We start from the raw sequence: 15,761 nt of genomic DNA, 5'->3' as shown, positions 1-15,761 counted from the left end.
ATGCTAGCTACTACGGGGTTTCTTTGCCTTTTTTTCCGCTCAGTAAATTTCTTAACGTTTATAATTTAGGTTAGTTGCAAGTTAAAAGCAGCTAAATCGCTCTTAATCAAGCGTTTTAGAATAAAAAAACGCCGATATTTTAGTACATAGTAAATAGCCAACCACCAACGGGGTTTCTTTTGCCTTTTTTCTTCGTTTAGTAAATTTCTTAATGTTTATAGCTAAAGTAACTTAGGTTCATCGAAAATCGTCATCCCGCTACGTGTTAGCGGGATCTATGCTAAGAGATACCGCGAATGAATCGCGGTATGACGGTTAATTATTCCGTGACGGTATCTGCTTTTTCCTTGATCCTAAGTTCCTGCATTGGCAATCTATTCTCATCAATACTCGTGCCATCTTCAAGTACTGCAGGTATTATGATCTTCTCAAACTGTCGCTCTGATTTTTTCTCTAAATAACCAAATATGTCGTAAACACTGATCCTTTGACCAATCACTAAAAATGGCGTATCAGCAGTATTACGCCTTGAAGTTATGCATTGTTCAAACTTTTGACAGGCACTGATCAGCGATACCCGACTATAAGCGCAGCTTGCATCATGTAAATCATCAAGGATAATGCAACCACCGTACTTTCGACCTTCATCAAAATCAAGAGAACTATCCCCAGCTCCTGTACCTGTTACATGCCCTGATATTGAAAAGCCATTAACAAAACCTCCTTCTTTAGTTCTAATTACTCGCGTACTTTTGCGACCAACTACTTTTACGTTTGGAAAGACTTGACGGTAAAATGGAGACTCAAGGACAATGTGCAGTTCATTGATTTTTTCACGCATCAAATCTCTTTGGTGCGTAATATACATAAACTTTGCCCTTGGATTATTACCGAGGGCAAACGCCACATGAAATATAAAACCCAGTGTTGTCTTAGCACAGCGTGGTGGTATGTTCCACCATTGACTGTGTTCTTTTTCAAACACCAAGCGATTAATGCTGCTGAACAGCATCCACAAATAGTTTTTGCTGCCATCTTTTCTTTTTAAATTTAATCTGATATTAAACACTCGCAGCATGCCTTGAAACGCAAAGAAACCAAAATCTTTGCGGCATAAAATAATATCCTCCTGAGATAGCATTTTTCATCCTTTAAACTAATTCCAGCATACACTAATTTATTGAAAAATTAAAAAAAATGTTGTAAAATTGTTACAGTAGTAGATTTTGGTAAAACTTATGGCAGACTTAAACGCTAATATAGTTCTCAGTAAAGAAACTTTACTGCACCTTGCCGAGCTAGCTGAGCTCACTAAGCAGCCTGCTCAAGAATTAGCAGAGAAACTACTCAAAGAAGCAATTGAGCTTGAAATCGAGGATTTTTTAGTGTCTAAAATTTCTGATGAGCGTGATGTTGAAGGCGCAGAAACAGTTGATTTTGAAGATATTAAGTGGGACTAGAACGTTATAAAATTAAGTCTCTAAAGAGCGTTACTGAAAGGGATTTACCAAATCTTCCAAAGACAATAAGGCTAAGAGTTCAAAAGGCTATAAAAGAACGACTTACAGTCGATCCAGTAAATCTTGGTGAACCACTACATCATAGCTTAAAAGGGCTCAGAAGGTTAAGAGTAGGTGACTATCGCGTGGTCTACAGGGTAGATCAATCAGAACGTACAGTGGTTATCACAGAGATAGGACATAGAGATACTATTTACAAGAGATAAGTACATTCTTTTCTTTATTGAAAAAATAAAATGCTGTAGTTGGCTATATTGCAGCCTTACCCGCAACCTGACCAAAATTATCTAACATTTGATTCATAGCTATCCAACGATCATTTAAAGATTTTCCGTAAGAAGTGTAACCACCACCTAGATTTTGACCAATTTGTGCACCAAGTCCATGTGCTCCGATAAGACTTTGCAGCCCTCCTAAAGATGAACCGATAAAGTCATTCAAGCCACGCGACGCAAGTTCAGAGTTTAAACTTGCAACTTTAGATAGACCATAGCTTGATTGATCAAGCCTACTTGCTCTTAATTGGTTGCCAATCATTTGATTGCTAATAAACTGCTGGTAAGGATTGCCTTGATATTGCGATGCTATTTGATTAATAAATCCTCCTGGACCATCTTTTCCTAAGCCCCCAAGACTATCCATGAATTTATTGTACCGACCATACAATTCTTTTTGTACTCCGATATTATTTTCAAATTGGCGATTAGCTTTAGAACTACCAAAAAGAAAGTCAAATAAATCTCCTAATACCAATTCCCGCTATACAAGTAACGGATAGACAATAATGGAAAAAAGCCATACTGGAGTAAGTAAAATAGCGAGGTTTAAATGGCATTAAGATCAAAATTATTGGATGAAAAAGTGAGCAAAAGAAATGCTGAAGAAAGTAAGAAATAATGCATATGTTGCAAAAAAACTAAATGCTGTAATTGCAGCAAAAAAGCATAGTATAACAGCCGTAGCAAAAATATGTTGCATTTCAAGAAAGGCACTTACTGCATGACCTAAAATTTGGCAGAGAAGAAAAATTATTTGCTCCACCTCAACGCCGTAGAAAAACTATATTGAACCAAAGCCAACTTGAACAAGTTGAAGCATGGATACAAGCATCGAACAGACGAAATCTGTCAAATCAGAAAGAAACACACAAATTTAAGTTTTTAGTAGTTTTCAAGTATAGTTGTACAGAGAGCGCCTCTGCAGTTATGACCGACATTTTCAATGGTGCCTAAGTGCCCGTATGCAAGCATGGTTTTGGAAGGAACGGTCAAATCATTGATGGAGTCATTTAGACTACCTCGGTTAGGAGATTGTACTATCAACCGTTCCAAGCTGAAGCGTTTCCCTATTACAAATTATATGTAGGAGTTACCATGAAAAAAGCAAAAAGTAAATTAGAAATAGTGAATCCTAATGCAGCAGGAATAGACATTGGTTCAGCTGTACACTATGTGTGTGTACCTGAAGGAAGAGATGAACAACGCGTTCAGAAATTTGGCTGCTTTACTGAAGACCTTCATAACTTAGCACAGTGGTTGAAAAAGTGTAAAGTTACAACAGTAGCTATGGAATCAACAGGAGTATACTGGATTCCTTTATTTCAAATACTTGAGTCATACAAATTCGAGGTAAAATGCACGGCATGTAAAGAATGTACCTGGTAGGAAGTCTGACGTTCAAGATTGCCAATGGCTCCAACAACTGCATAGCTACGGACTGCTTCATGGATCGTTTAGGCCAGATAATCAGATGTGTGTATTGCGCAGTTACGTGCGGCAACGCAAAAATCTCACTGAAAGTGCATCTACACATATTCTGCGTATGCAGAAGGCATTAATTCAAATGAATATACAATTACACAAGGTTATTAGTCATATTACTGGGATAACTGGTATGAAAATCATTGAAGCTATAATTGAAGGCGAAAGAGATTCTGAAAAATTAGCAGAATTCAGGGACGTGCGAATGAAAAATGATCAGTCTACTATTGCAAAAGCGTTAGCTGGTGACTATAGAGAGGAACACTTATTCACGCTAAAGCAAGAATTTGAATTATATAATATTTATCAAGAAAAAATAGCAGAATGTGATAGAAATATTGAAGCCTATTATAAAACGTTTGAAACAAAGTCTTGTGAAAGCAAACAGCTAAGTAAGCAAAAGAATAAAAATAGCAAAAGTAAGCCAAGCTTTGCTTTGTATGAGGAACTGCACCGAATAACTGGTATGGATTTCACTAAAATTCCTGGATTTGATGTATTAAGTATACAAACCATAATTTCAGAAGTTGGTATAAACCATAGTAAATGGCCAACAGAAAAGCACTTTTCGTCGTGGTTGGGACTCAGTCCTGCTAATAAAGTTACAGGGGAAAAAGTGTTTAACACAAGAACACGTAAAGTCATTAACCGTGCTGCGAATGCTTTGCGAATAGCTGCTCATTCTGTAGGAAATAGTAAAAGTGCGTTGGGTGCATACTACAGAAGATTGAAAAAACGACTAGGAGCACCAAAAGCAATAACAGCTACTGCAAGAAAAATGGCATGCATATTTTATAGTATGCTCAAATACGGACAGGAATATGTAGAAAAAGGAATGGAATACTATGAAACACGCTATAAAGATAGAACTGTAAAAAATTTGATCAAAAAAGCGAGCGAATTTGGCTACATATTAGTTCAACAAGAAGAGTTAGTTGAGTGAGTTTCTTAGGAGAAGATACCTTAAGAAAAGTTCTGGAATTGATAAACGGCAGTGATTTAGTAATAGATAATTTTATTCATGTTGCATCTATTTGGGGACATGCAAGTAAGCACAGTAGGTTGATTGATGATTTTTATTTTAGTTCTATTTATTCTGAGCACAAAAGTACTATATTACATTTACTAGCTGAAAATAGTGACTGTGAAGCAATTCAAGGAATACTAACGCATATAAAAGAAAAACATTCAGATAGATTTAGTTGTGTTCTTAATGCTAAGAATAAGTATAATATTACCCCATTACATTCAGCTGTTTATGGTGGAAACTTGAATGTAATAGAATATCTTGTTGAAAAAAACGCAGATATCAACGCTAAAGATAAAGACGGTTTAATTCCATTACACGTGGCTGCTGAGTATGAAAACTTAGAAGCAGTAAAGTACTTCATTGAGAAAGGTATTGATGTGAACGTTAAAGATGGATGTGGTAGTACGCCATTACATATGGCTGCTTTGTATGGAAATTTGGAGATAGTGGAATATCTTGTTGTAAGAGGTGCAGATATTAATGCTGAGGCTAAAGGAATATTTTACAGTGGGACTTCATTACATATGGCTGCTAAAGGTGGAAACTTGGAAGTAGTGGAATATCTCGTTAAAAGAGGAGCTTATTTAAGTGCTGAGGATAAAGATGGTATGACTCTATTACACGTTGCTGCTGAGAATGGTAACTTGGATATAGTTAAGTACTTCGTTAACAAAGGTGCTGACATTAACGCTAGGAATAGTATTGGTAATACTCCATTATATATGGCAGCTTTTTGTGGAAAGTTGGAGGTAGTGGAATATCTTGCGGACAAAGGTGCTAACGCTAACATCAAGAACAAAGCTGGCAATACTCCATTACATCTTGCTGCTATCAGAGAAAAAGTTAATATAGCTAAAGTGCTACTAGAACACAATGCAGATATTAATGCTGAAAATGATGAGGGAGCAACAGTGTTACACTATGCTATTATAGGAAAAAACTTGGAGGTGGTGAAGTACATTATCGAAAAAGGTGCCAATGTCAACGCTAAGGATAAAGATGGCAAAACACCACTACATCATGCTGTTCTGATGGGAAAAGTTGATATAGCTATGGTATTACTAAAACACAATGCAAATGTTAATGCTAGAAATAATTGGGGAATGAAAGTATTAGGTTATGCCGCTGATGACCACCAAGAGCTTGTGGAATTGCTTTTAGCTCATGGTGCATCCTATGACTACTAGAAATTTTGCATTTAATTTATAGCTCCGCTTCTATCAGGGCATAGGATGACAGAAGTGGGCTTTAATAGCTGTAGTACTATAGCTGTTATACTCCAAAAGTAAGTATTAGATATAACAAATAGAAGAAATTAGATAGAATGATTAAAGGGGCAAGGATATAAAGGTTTAACTTGAAATAACCTGATAAAATTTGAATCACACTTCCAAGTGCTGGCACCCATGAAAGTAATAAAGTTGCAAAAATTAGCAAATTTTTTGTAACTTTTGGCATTGTATATTCGTTTTCTAATTTGTGGTATGATTCTCGCATTAAGATTGTTATTCTACCTAAATACCAGTTAACTATTCCACCAAGGCTTGATCCTAGTACTCCAAAAAATAACATAAGTAGTAGATTGTGATGTGATCTAAAGTACAGCATAGCTTCAAACATAAAGCCTTGGTGTATAGGCAAGATTAACGATGATAATAGGCTATCTTTAAACAGCAGAAAGTAATCTTCCATATAAGTTTACCAAGTTGTTGTACCATCTTCATTGTCAGAAATTGTAACCCCCATTTGTTTCAACTGATCCCTTATTTTGTCTGCAGTATCGTAATTTTTATTTTTTTTTGCAATTTTTCTTAAGTCTATCAACCTTTCTATTTCTTGATGATTTACATCCACAGCAAACCACTCTTGATAACTTGACTCAAGAAGACCAATAAATCTGGCACTCTTAACAAAACTCTCAGTTAATTTAAGCTTTTCACTTTCATTACTCATTTTGTTAATTTTTGCAGCCATTTCATGCAGTATAGCTAGAGCTTCAGGAATGTTTAAGTCGTTTTTTAAAGCGTCTATAAAATCTTTAGAAATCTCTGCGTTACTTTCATCAATATTCGTTGTATCTAAGCCACGTAATAACCGATAAAATTTATTTAAGGTTTCCTGTGCATCAGAAATAACGTTTTCTGTCCAATCAAGTGGTTTTCTGTAGTGAGTTTTGAGCAGTGCATAGCGTATTACTTCACCCTTTATTCCACTATCTAGCAAATCTCTTACTTTGACTATATTAAATAAGGACTTGCTCATTTTTTCTTCACTTACTGTAAGAAAGCCGTTATGTATCCAGTATTTTGCAAACATTGATCCAGCAAATGCAGACTTACTCTGTGCAATTTCATTTTCATGGTGAGGAAATTGTAAATCTATGCCGCCACCATGAATATCAAAATCTTTGCCAAGATAAGCATATGACATTGCTGAGCATTCTATATGCCATCCAGGCCTGCCCTCTCCCCATGGGCTATTCCAATAACTTGAAAGTTTGTAGTCAATATCACTTGCAGGCTTCCACAGTACAAAATCTCCAGGGTGCTTTTTATTTTCATTAACTTCAACTCTGCTACCTGGAACCAATTCATCAGTTTTTTTTCCTGATAAAGCACCATATTCATGGTAAGATTCTATATTAAAATACACGTGTTTGTCAGACTCGTAAGCGTGGCCTGATTGCAGTAAATGTTCAATTAATTCTATAATATAATCTACGTTTTCCGTTGCTTTTGGTTCGTGTGTTGGCTCTTTACAATTTATGCTTTCCATATCATCATGAAAAGCTTTAATGTAATATGTGGTTATACTTTCTATGTTGCTATTTTTCTCACTTGCTGCATTGATTATCTTATCATCAATGTCGGTTATGTTACGCACATAGGTAACTTTGCCATAACAAAACTTAAGTAGCTGAAATAACACATCATACACAACAACAGACCGTGCATTGCCTATATGTGCTGTGTCATATACTGTTGGTCCGCAAACATACATTTTCACATGATCTTTATCGATTGGTGTAAAAAGTTCCTTTTTTTTTGTTAAGGTGTTGTAAAGCCTAACCATATACGAAGCTTTTGAGAAAAGAAAATGCCCCAATGATAAGTTGTGGCCCTTTGACTACTACAACAAGAGTAAGCAATAGTCCGCACAATGATATTAAAACTCCCAATATGGATAGAAACCCATCTTTACTCATAATACCAAGTGAAATAAGAGTCGTACCAATTGCAGGAATAAAGTTGGTAAGAGGTAATGGAAGAGCTATTGATAATGCACAAAGCAACATTACAAAAGCTAAAATTTTTTCGCCAGGCCCATAGAAAATAAAAGACATTCTTGGCTTCATGAATTTTTCTATTTTTCTTAATGCTGGAGAAGTTTTCTCCACCACAAGAGCTAGTGTTGAACGTTGAAAAGATCTTCTTTCTAGCCAACTGGGCATCCAAGGAGAATCAAATCCAAATAGAAGCTGCAGTGAGAATAAGATTAAAGGTATAGAAAGAATAGTTGTATAACCAGGTGGAACCGGTATAGGCACCGATAGTGGCAAGGAGAAGATGATTATTAAAATACCAAAACCGCGCTCATGCAAAGCTGTTTTAATATCGAACAAAGTTACTTTATCGCTATCATTGTTATTGGTATCTGCAACCTCTTTTAGAATATCAGAAGCTAGTTTTTTATCTTTAGTTAGTTTCTCACTTTTTTGCACAATTATCCTTTAATCAAACTATTCCTTTTAAACTAACGTAATTATTGCTGTATTTCAATATAAATTTATTATTGTTAATTGTTAGAGTTAAAGTACAATCGTAATTTTGTCATTATACTTGCAGTTGGTGCAAATGAAGTTGTTTGTTACAGCATCAATGCAATACAGTTTTCCCTTGCGTGTTTTTTGGGTTACACGCAAGGGTTAAACTACCTATAAAAAAAAGTTATAGTATATCATTAGTATCTGACTGTGAATAATGACTTTCGTCACTTAATGGATCAGAATACAATGAACTCTGTGATAATTCGATAGATTCACTTTCTTCTTCTGTGCCCCATATCCATGATATAAAACTTCTAAAAATAGATGCAATAGATGAAAATACATCAGGTTCACTCGTTTGTGTAGATTGACTTTCTTCTGTGTTATCATCTAACTTAGCGGTTTCTTTTTGCACTTCTCTTTTTTCTCTATAGAGTTCTTTGTTATTATATAGTGTATCTCCTTCTGTTTCCTCTTCCTCCACTATATTTGTTTTTTTATCATCTTCATTGCTTTCTCTAAGCTCTAATGCCTTGTTATGAGCTGGATTTTCATATTCTTCAGTTTGATATTCTTTTATCTCTCCACTATCTATATCTTTTTTGTTTTCTTTTTCTACTTGACTCCCAATTAAATTTCCAACTAATTCAGGGTCTAATGAATTCTTCATACTTGTTAATAGCTCATTTTGGAACACATGGCCCAGCTCATGACCTAAAACAAAGTCCATACCGGCAAATTTGTATACTACTATCGCTTTACCATCAGTTGCACCATAAGCATTATCTGCGTCAATGCCAGCTAATTCATTATATTTTTGGTAATCATTCTTGTTGTTAAAAACATTAACTTCTAAATTTAAAGTTGTTTCAGGTTTGTTTACATCAAACAATTTTTTAAAATTTTCATAAGCAGCATGAATGTCCTTTTGAATTTGGAACTTCTCTTGTGATGACATGTCATCATACCTTATATTATATTTTATACCTTCATCTTGGAATGAAAATACTTTTGGTAATACTTCCTCTATAGTTTCTGGTGCTTTGTCAAAGATCTTTGACTCTGAAGGCTTATATATCTTATTAAAGAATTTTGGTATACATTGTTCTCTAATGTTATATATATGATTCCCATCCATATCACGAACTTCATAATTGTATACAGGATTTGAGTTATTTTTGATTAATTGAAACTTTTGTCCATTAGTGTTAATACCTATTTTACCATTATAATCTTCAGAATAGTTTTTGTATTGTTGATTGTTATTTTTACTCATTTTCGTACCTCACTATTTAAATAAATTTACTCTTACATTATCAGTATAGTATGTATAAAAATTTATTAATAATAATGATTGTATTTTTAAATTTTCACTACAAGACTTGTTTGTATGCTATATAAAGTGACCGCGAAAATTTCTATAAAGCATTTTAACAATATTAGAAAAATTATGAATTCAGAGGAAGGTGAAGCAGACGCAACAGCTTAAGCGGAAAGATTGAAAAATAATTGATGCTTTAAGTGAGTAACACGCACCTTAGTGCGTGTCACGAAGTATGAGGACGCTAACGATCTGGTTCATTAGACGATAATTTTTCTGAGTCCTTAAGCTCCTGTTTAAGGTTTTTGATGCCTTTTCCTAAATCACCCATAACTTGCGGTAATCTGCCTGCACCAAACAGAACTAAAATTATTATTAAGACTAGAAACAATTGCCATGGTCCTAAACTCATTTTCACCTCCATTTAAAATATTAACCTTTAAATATTAAAACTTGACTGAAGTCAAGTAACACATAGATTATATCACCTTTATTTAATTATAAATCAAGGTTTTTTAATTATTTTATAACAATTCCAAATTAGATTGTTTTCTTGCAGCGAATAAGTGGAAACTTTTCGCTTAACTATAGAGTAGAGGAGAGCTCACTAAAAAACTTTGCTAGCGTATCATCTTTAGGCCTATGGTATATATCGCTAGAAACTCCTGATTGAATAATTTTACCATTTTTCATTACGTAGATAAAATCTGCAACTTTCAATGCTTCTTGCGGGTCATGAGTTACCATTAGCACAGGGATATTTTTACTTCTAAAAAGGGACAATATATGTTGTCTTATTCGGCACTTGAGCAGTATATCCAAATTAGAAAATGGTTCATCTAACAACACAACATCAGGGTTTTGTGCCATCACTCTTGCTATTGCAACTAATTGTTGCTGTCCTCCAGATAAGGCGTTAGGGTACATATTTTCATATTTTTCTATATTGAGTAACTTCAAGATTTCCAATGCAATTAGGTGCTTTTCTCTCTTGGAAGAGCTGCGGATAGCAAAGGTTATATTTTCTACTACTGTTTTGTGAGGAAATAATGCAGAATGCTGAAAAATCAATCCGATATTTCTATGCTCTATAGCGACTGATGCCTTATTGCTTGCAACTAACCTATCATTTATAAAAATAGTTCCAGATTTTGGATTTTCTATCCCTGCAATTAATTTCAAAATTGTTGACTTGCCACAGCCAGAATGCCCCAATAAACATGCAACACTTCCTTTTTTTACTTTAATGTTTATATTGCTTAAAGCAAAGTCGTCTTGATTGTTATAGAAATAACCAATGTTGTTAACTAGCATTAATCTTACTTAAACCATGTTATTAAATATAATAGCATTATACTCAAGAAGTACAGAAATGTTTCTTGTCGTCATAAATTGGTTATGCAAAAAATCTAGAAAAGAGAAGGATTTTTTGCTATAACTTTACATAAATGGTAGGAAACACGGGACTATAGCTCAGCAGGATAGAGCGTTGGACTCCTAATCTGAAGGTCGTGCGTTCGAATCGCACTAGTCCCACCACATTGCTTCACAAATTTCATGGAGATTTTTTTTCACAAATACACACACCTATTCCAGTGTCAAGCACTGGAATGACAAGTTCTTGGCAACCCCTACGTCATACCGCCGCGGTATCTCTTAGCATAGATCCCGCTAACACGTAGCGGGATACTTGACCTTTACAGGGATGACGGTTGTCGTTTAGTTATAAATATTTAAGAAATTTACCAGGCAGAAAAAAAAGGCAAAGAACTCCCGTGGTGCGAGTTTTGACCCTATAATAATTTAAACTGGCGCTGTAATAATGTGCTAACGCTTAAAATAAGCGCGATTTGGCTGAATGTAGAAAAAATTTAAAAGACATGCAGCCGCTATAATTTTATGTAATCCGCCAAAAAATACCCTAAGTTTTTTACTGAATTTTGTCATTGAGCCTGCAGGTCAAAAACAAGTTTTGAGTCATGAATACCCTTACTATCATAATAAGGGGGCTGGCGGAGTTTGTCAAGGAAGTTTTTTGTTTCTACTGAATGACAGTTGTGGCTTGGGAGGTAGTGCAAGAAGTCTACTGATGGCTTTCAAAGCAGTTGAGCTTAATTATTAGAGTAGTAATGTTTATTTTTATATTGACTATTGAGGTTTATTATTTTATAATTAAAGACTTAGTTATTTTAATGAGCTTGAATTTATAACATATGCCTACGATAAATCAATTAATACGTAAGGGTAGATTAGGATTGACCCATAAGAAAAAGGTACCAGCTTTGGGAGAAAGCAACCCTCAAAGGAGGGGTGTTTGCACTAAGGTGTATACTACAACTCCTAGGAAGCCTAACTCAGCACTCCGTAAAGTAGCCAGAGTAAAAATTAGTGGGTATGGTGAAGCGACAGCTTATATACCTGGTGAAGGTCATAATTTACAAGAGCATTCTGTTGTTTTGATACGTGGTGGGCGGGTTAAAGATTTGCCAGGTGTGCGTTATCACATAATAAGAGGTGCCCTTGATCTGCGTGGCGTGCAAAATCGAAAGAAAGCTCGTTCAAAATATGGTGTAAAGAAATCTGGTTAAAATTTATGGCTCGTCGGAATAAAGCAAAAAAAAGAGAAATAAGTCCTGATTCGCGTTATGGCAGTGTTTTGCTGATGCGTTTCATTAATACAATCATGAAATGTGGTAAAAAATCTACTGCAGAAAAGATTATCTATGACGCTTTGTCTTTAGCTGAAAAGAAAATAGGCGAAGGTGGGTTATCAATTTTTGAAACAGCGGTAGGAAATGTTACTCCTTCTATAGAAGTGCGTTCTCGACGCATTGGTGGTGCAACTTATCAAGTGCCTGTTGAAGTTCGACAAGATAGAGCGATTTCTTTAGCGTTAAGGTGGATTGCTAAAGCAACTTCTGCTGCTCGAAAAAAGAGTGGAAAAACCACTGTTGATTGTTTGCAATCTGAAATACTGGATGCTTATAATAAACGCGGTGGTGCGTTTAAGATGTGCGAAGAAAAATATAAAATGGCTGAGGCTAATAAGGCATTTTCTCATCTTCGTTTTTAATGTTAGCTAATTAATTGTGATATGGAAATTGGGATATCTAAATACAGAAATATAGGAATAATGGCTCACATAGATGCTGGTAAGACTACCACAACAGAGCGTATTTTATTTTATACTGGTAAGCAAAATAGAATTGGTGAAGTGCACGATGGGGCAGCTTCTATGGATTGGATGGAGCAGGAAAAAGAGCGTGGTATTACAATCACATCTGCTGCAACAACATGTTTTTGGAATGATCATAGGGTCAATATAATAGACACTCCAGGTCACGTTGATTTCACTATTGAAGTTGAGAGATCTTTAAGGGTTTTGGATGGTGCAGTTGCTGTATTTGATGGAGTTGCTGGAGTTGAACCTCAATCTGAAACAGTTTGGCGTCAAGCTGATAAATATAGCGTTCCTCGTATCTGCTTTGTTAATAAGATGGATAGAATAGGGGCAAATTTTTATCGATGTGTTGATATGATAAAGACGAAGCTTGGTGCAGCACCTTTAGTCATTCAGTTGCCAATAGGAAGTGAGAAAGATTTCAAAGGTATAATTGACCTTATTTCTATGAAAGCCATTATATGGCAAGAAGAAACGTTGGGTGCTAAATTTTCTTATGAAGATATTCCTTCTGATTTGCTTGACAAGGCTCAAGAATATCGAAATCTTTTATTAGATGCTGCAGCTGAGATGGATGATGAAGCGATGAATACTTACTTTGAGTCTAATGATCTGCCAGTAGATTTACTGAAAAAATGCGTGAGAAATGGAACTATCAAAGGAAAATTTGTTCCTGTATTATGTGGATCAGCTTTTAAAAATAAAGGCGTACAACCACTTTTAGATGGTGTGGTTGACTTTTTACCTTCTCCTATTGATGTTGATGTAATTGTTGGAACTGATCCTAAAGATTCAGAAAAGAAAATTGAGATCAAACCTTCAGAAAAAGAGAAATTCGTTGCTCTTGCGTTTAAAGTGATGACGGATAAGTTTGTAGGCAGCTTGACGTTTATTCGTATTTATTCCGGTAAGTTAAAATCCAAATCCGCTGTGTTAAATGCGGGAAAAAATGAGACTGAAGGAATTGGCAGAATGCTGCTTATGCATGCAAATAACAGAGAAGATATAAACGAAGCTAAAGTTGGCGATATAGTTGCCTTAGTTGGATTAAAGAGAACAATTACTGGTGACACTTTATGTTCACCTGATTTTCCTATATTATTAGAGCGTATGGAATTTCCTGAGCCTGTTATTGAAATTGCTGTGGAACCTAAAACTACTTCAGATCAGGAAAAATTAGGTGTTGCTTTAAATAGATTGGTTGCAGAAGATCCTTCTTTAAGAATGTCAGTAAATGCGGAGAGTGGACAGACTATATTGAAAGGCATGGGTGAGCTGCATCTTGAGATTATTGTTGATAGAATGAAGCGCGAGTTTAACGTTGAAGCTAACGTCGGTGCGCCTCAAGTTGCATATCGTGAAACTATCACTAAATCTGTTGAAATTGATTATACTCATAAAAAACAGTCCGGCGGTGCTGGCCAATTTGCAAAAGTAAAGATTATATTTGAACCTCTTGAGCCTGGTTCTGGGTTTCAATTTGAAAGTAAAATTGTAGGTGGTGCAATTCCAAAAGAATATATTCCTGGTGTACAAAATGGTTTAGAGTTGATAAAAGAAGGAGGCATGATCTCTGGTTTTCCGGTTATTGATTTTAAGGCTACCCTTATTGATGGTGCTTTTCATGAAGTTGATTCTAGTCCTTTAGCTTTTGAACTTGCTGCTAAAGGTGCTTTTAAAGAGATGGCAAATAAAGCTGGTCCAAAAATGTTAGAACCTATAATGAAAGTTGAAATCATTACGCCTGAAGAGTATATGGGCGATATCATGGGCGATGTAAATAGCAGAAGGGGGCAAGTTTCAAGTATGGAAACGCATAATAGTAGCACTATAATTCTTGCTTTCGTACCTCTTGCGAATATGTTTGGTTATATAAATGTTTTGCGTTCTATATCTCAGGGAAGAGCTCAGTATAGTATGCATTTTTCTTATTATGAACAAGTACCACAATATGTGGTTGATGAGTTAAAGTTAAAGTATAATTAAGGGTAATAATTATGACAGCAGTAGTGGAAGCATTTGGAAAGCCGCATGTAAATGTGGGAACAATAGGACATGTGGATCATGGGAAGACAACGTTAACAGCGGCGATAACAAAGCATTATGGAAGTTTTGTAGCGTACGATCAGATAGATAAGGCGCCAGAAGAAAGGAAAAGGGGGATAACGATAGCAACAGCGCATGTTGAGTATCAGACGGAAAAAAGGCATTATGCACACGTTGATTGTCCTGGACATGCTGACTATGTAAAGAACATGATAGTAGGTGCAGCACAGATGGATGCAGCGATATTGGTAGTGTCGGGGATTGATGGGCCAATGCCACAAACGAGAGAGCATATATTGCTAGCGAAGCAGGTAGGTGTTGGATATATCGTGGTGTATATAAATAAAGCTGATGTTGCTGATGCTGATATGATAGATTTGGTAGAAATGGAAGTGAGGGAATTGCTGAATAAATACGGATTTCCAGGGGATGAAGTGCCTGTGGTAGTGGGGTCTGCATTGAAAGCGCTGGAGGATGACAGTAGCGAATATGGAAAGAAATCAATAGATAAATTGATGGAAAAGTTAGATGAGTATGTGGCGGTTCCACCAAGGCCTGTGGATTTACCATTTTTATTGCCAATCGAGGATGTATTTTCGATATCGGGGCGAGGAACGGTGGTAACAGGAAGGATAGAGAAGGGAGAGATAAAGACGGGAGAAGAGATAGAGATAATAGGTCTGAAAGCGACGCAAAAGACGATATGCACAGGTGTAGAAATGTTTAAGAAGTTGCTGGATAAGGGGAGTGCAGGACTCAATGTAGGAATATTGTTAAGAGGAACAAAAAGAGAAGAAGTGGAGAGAGGGCAAGTATTAGCAAAACCGGGGACGATAACGCCGCATAGAAAGTTTAGGGCGGAGGTTTATATATTAAAGAAAGAGGAAGGAGGAAGGCATACACCATTTTTTGCGAATTACCAGCCACAGTTTTATTTAAGGACAACGGATGTAACCGGGAGCATAAAATTGCTAGATGGGAAGGAGATGGTAATGCCAGGAGATAATGTGAGTGTAGAAGTAGAATTGCAAGTACCGATAGCAATGGATAAGGGATTGCGTTTTGCGATAAGAGAAGGCGGTAGAACTGTTGGTTCTGGTGTTGTTTCTGAAATTTTGGAGTGAGAGTTTGAGTTAT

Annotated in this window: 16 protein-coding genes, 1 tRNA gene and 2 pseudogenes; 11 read left to right on the top strand and 8 right to left on the bottom strand. The window is 35.8% G+C overall.

The window, feature by feature from the left end; all coding sequences use genetic code 11:
- Positions 1–319: 319 nt before the first annotated feature.
- Entirely contained in the window at positions 320–1,141 is an 822-nt protein-coding gene (locus ABWU23_RS06640; RefSeq protein ID WP_353270985.1) for a hypothetical protein, read from the bottom strand.
- Positions 1,142–1,238: 97 nt separating this feature from the next.
- Here ABWU23_RS06640 and ABWU23_RS06635 point away from each other — a divergent pair, with 97 nt between their 5' ends.
- Positions 1,239–1,460, top strand: a complete 222-nt coding sequence (locus tag ABWU23_RS06635; RefSeq protein WP_253309216.1) for a hypothetical protein — start codon at positions 1,239–1,241, stop codon at positions 1,458–1,460.
- Positions 1,451–1,726: a type II toxin-antitoxin system RelE family toxin gene (locus ABWU23_RS06630; protein ID WP_353270984.1), complete on the top strand. Its 276-nt coding sequence runs from the start codon at positions 1,451–1,453 to the stop codon at positions 1,724–1,726. The genes ABWU23_RS06635 and ABWU23_RS06630 overlap by 10 nt, the downstream gene beginning before the upstream one ends.
- A gap of 43 nt (positions 1,727–1,769) precedes the next feature.
- On the opposite strand, the gene ABWU23_RS06625 is transcribed toward ABWU23_RS06630, so the two are convergent.
- Entirely contained in the window at positions 1,770–2,273 is a 504-nt protein-coding gene (locus ABWU23_RS06625; protein ID WP_253309214.1) for a hypothetical protein, read from the bottom strand.
- Positions 2,274–2,348: 75 nt separating this feature from the next.
- Between ABWU23_RS06625 and ABWU23_RS06620 the strand changes: the two are divergent.
- From ABWU23_RS06620 to ABWU23_RS06610, 3 genes and pseudogenes are all read left to right on the top strand, one after another.
- Positions 2,349–2,626, top strand: a pseudogene (locus tag ABWU23_RS06620) (IS630 family transposase); the annotation flags it as partial.
- A 267-nt stretch (positions 2,627–2,893) separates the two neighbouring features.
- A pseudogene (locus tag ABWU23_RS06615) lies at positions 2,894–4,223 on the top strand (IS110 family transposase).
- Positions 4,220–5,497 (top strand): ankyrin repeat domain-containing protein, encoded by a 1,278-nt coding sequence (locus ABWU23_RS06610; protein WP_353270983.1) that lies wholly within the window; start codon positions 4,220–4,222, stop codon positions 5,495–5,497. The pseudogene ABWU23_RS06615 and the gene ABWU23_RS06610 overlap by 4 nt, the downstream one beginning before the upstream one ends.
- Positions 5,498–5,582: 85 nt before the next feature.
- Here ABWU23_RS06610 and ABWU23_RS06605 read toward each other — a convergent pair whose 3' ends face one another.
- From ABWU23_RS06605 to ABWU23_RS06580, 6 genes are all read right to left on the bottom strand, one after another.
- Positions 5,583–6,002: a DedA family protein gene (locus ABWU23_RS06605; RefSeq protein ID WP_253309412.1), complete on the bottom strand. Its 420-nt coding sequence runs from the start codon at positions 6,000–6,002 to the stop codon at positions 5,583–5,585.
- Between the two features lie 6 nt (positions 6,003–6,008).
- Complete coding sequence (gene cysS / locus ABWU23_RS06600) at positions 6,009–7,382, bottom strand: cysteine--tRNA ligase (RefSeq protein WP_253309411.1); 1,374 nt, start codon at positions 7,380–7,382, stop codon at positions 6,009–6,011.
- Positions 7,375–8,031, bottom strand: coding sequence for an exopolysaccharide biosynthesis protein (locus ABWU23_RS06595; protein ID WP_253309410.1), 657 nt, complete (start codon positions 8,029–8,031; stop codon positions 7,375–7,377). Before ABWU23_RS06595 ends, cysS begins: the two co-directional genes overlap by 8 nt.
- Positions 8,032–8,257: 226 nt before the next feature.
- A complete protein-coding gene (locus tag ABWU23_RS06590; protein ID WP_353270982.1) occupies positions 8,258–9,352 on the bottom strand; it encodes a hypothetical protein in 1,095 nt (364 codons plus the stop codon).
- Positions 9,353–9,641: 289 nt separating this feature from the next.
- Positions 9,642–9,809, bottom strand: a complete 168-nt coding sequence (locus tag ABWU23_RS06585; RefSeq protein ID WP_006013840.1) for a twin-arginine translocase TatA/TatE family subunit — start codon at positions 9,807–9,809, stop codon at positions 9,642–9,644.
- A 173-nt stretch (positions 9,810–9,982) separates the two neighbouring features.
- Complete coding sequence (locus tag ABWU23_RS06580; protein ID WP_253309408.1) at positions 9,983–10,711, bottom strand: ABC transporter ATP-binding protein; 729 nt, start codon at positions 10,709–10,711, stop codon at positions 9,983–9,985.
- A 148-nt stretch (positions 10,712–10,859) separates the two neighbouring features.
- On the opposite strand from ABWU23_RS06580, the gene ABWU23_RS06575 reads away from it, so the two are divergent.
- The 6 genes from ABWU23_RS06575 (at position 10,860) to tuf (ending at position 15,748) form a co-directional block, all read left to right on the top strand.
- A tRNA-Arg gene (locus ABWU23_RS06575) sits at positions 10,860–10,936 on the top strand.
- A gap of 433 nt (positions 10,937–11,369) precedes the next feature.
- Positions 11,370–11,519: a hypothetical protein gene (locus tag ABWU23_RS06570; RefSeq protein WP_353270981.1), complete on the top strand. Its 150-nt coding sequence runs from the start codon at positions 11,370–11,372 to the stop codon at positions 11,517–11,519.
- Between the two features lie 91 nt (positions 11,520–11,610).
- Positions 11,611–11,985 carry a 30S ribosomal protein S12 gene (gene rpsL, locus ABWU23_RS06565; protein ID WP_353270980.1) on the top strand — a complete coding sequence of 125 codons (375 nt, stop codon included), beginning with the start codon at positions 11,611–11,613 and terminating at the stop codon, positions 11,983–11,985.
- Between the two features lie 5 nt (positions 11,986–11,990).
- The gene (gene rpsG, locus ABWU23_RS06560) at positions 11,991–12,470 is read left to right on the top strand and encodes a 30S ribosomal protein S7 (protein ID WP_253307294.1); all 480 of its coding nucleotides are present in this window, start codon (positions 11,991–11,993) and stop codon (positions 12,468–12,470) included.
- A 21-nt stretch (positions 12,471–12,491) separates the two neighbouring features.
- Positions 12,492–14,564: an elongation factor G gene (gene fusA / locus ABWU23_RS06555; RefSeq protein WP_253307295.1), complete on the top strand. Its 2,073-nt coding sequence runs from the start codon at positions 12,492–12,494 to the stop codon at positions 14,562–14,564.
- Positions 14,565–14,575: 11 nt separating this feature from the next.
- Positions 14,576–15,748, top strand: a complete 1,173-nt coding sequence (tuf, locus tag ABWU23_RS06550; protein WP_353270736.1) for an elongation factor Tu — start codon at positions 14,576–14,578, stop codon at positions 15,746–15,748.
- The last annotated feature ends 13 nt before the right edge of the window (positions 15,749–15,761 follow it).

Origin of the sequence: Wolbachia endosymbiont (group A) of Hedychridium roseum (assembly GCF_964028325.1) — a bacterium.
GTDB lineage: Bacteria > Pseudomonadota > Alphaproteobacteria > Rickettsiales > Anaplasmataceae > Wolbachia.
The sequence above is the reverse complement of the archived record's forward strand: the minus strand, read 5'-3'. Positions and strand labels throughout refer to the sequence as shown.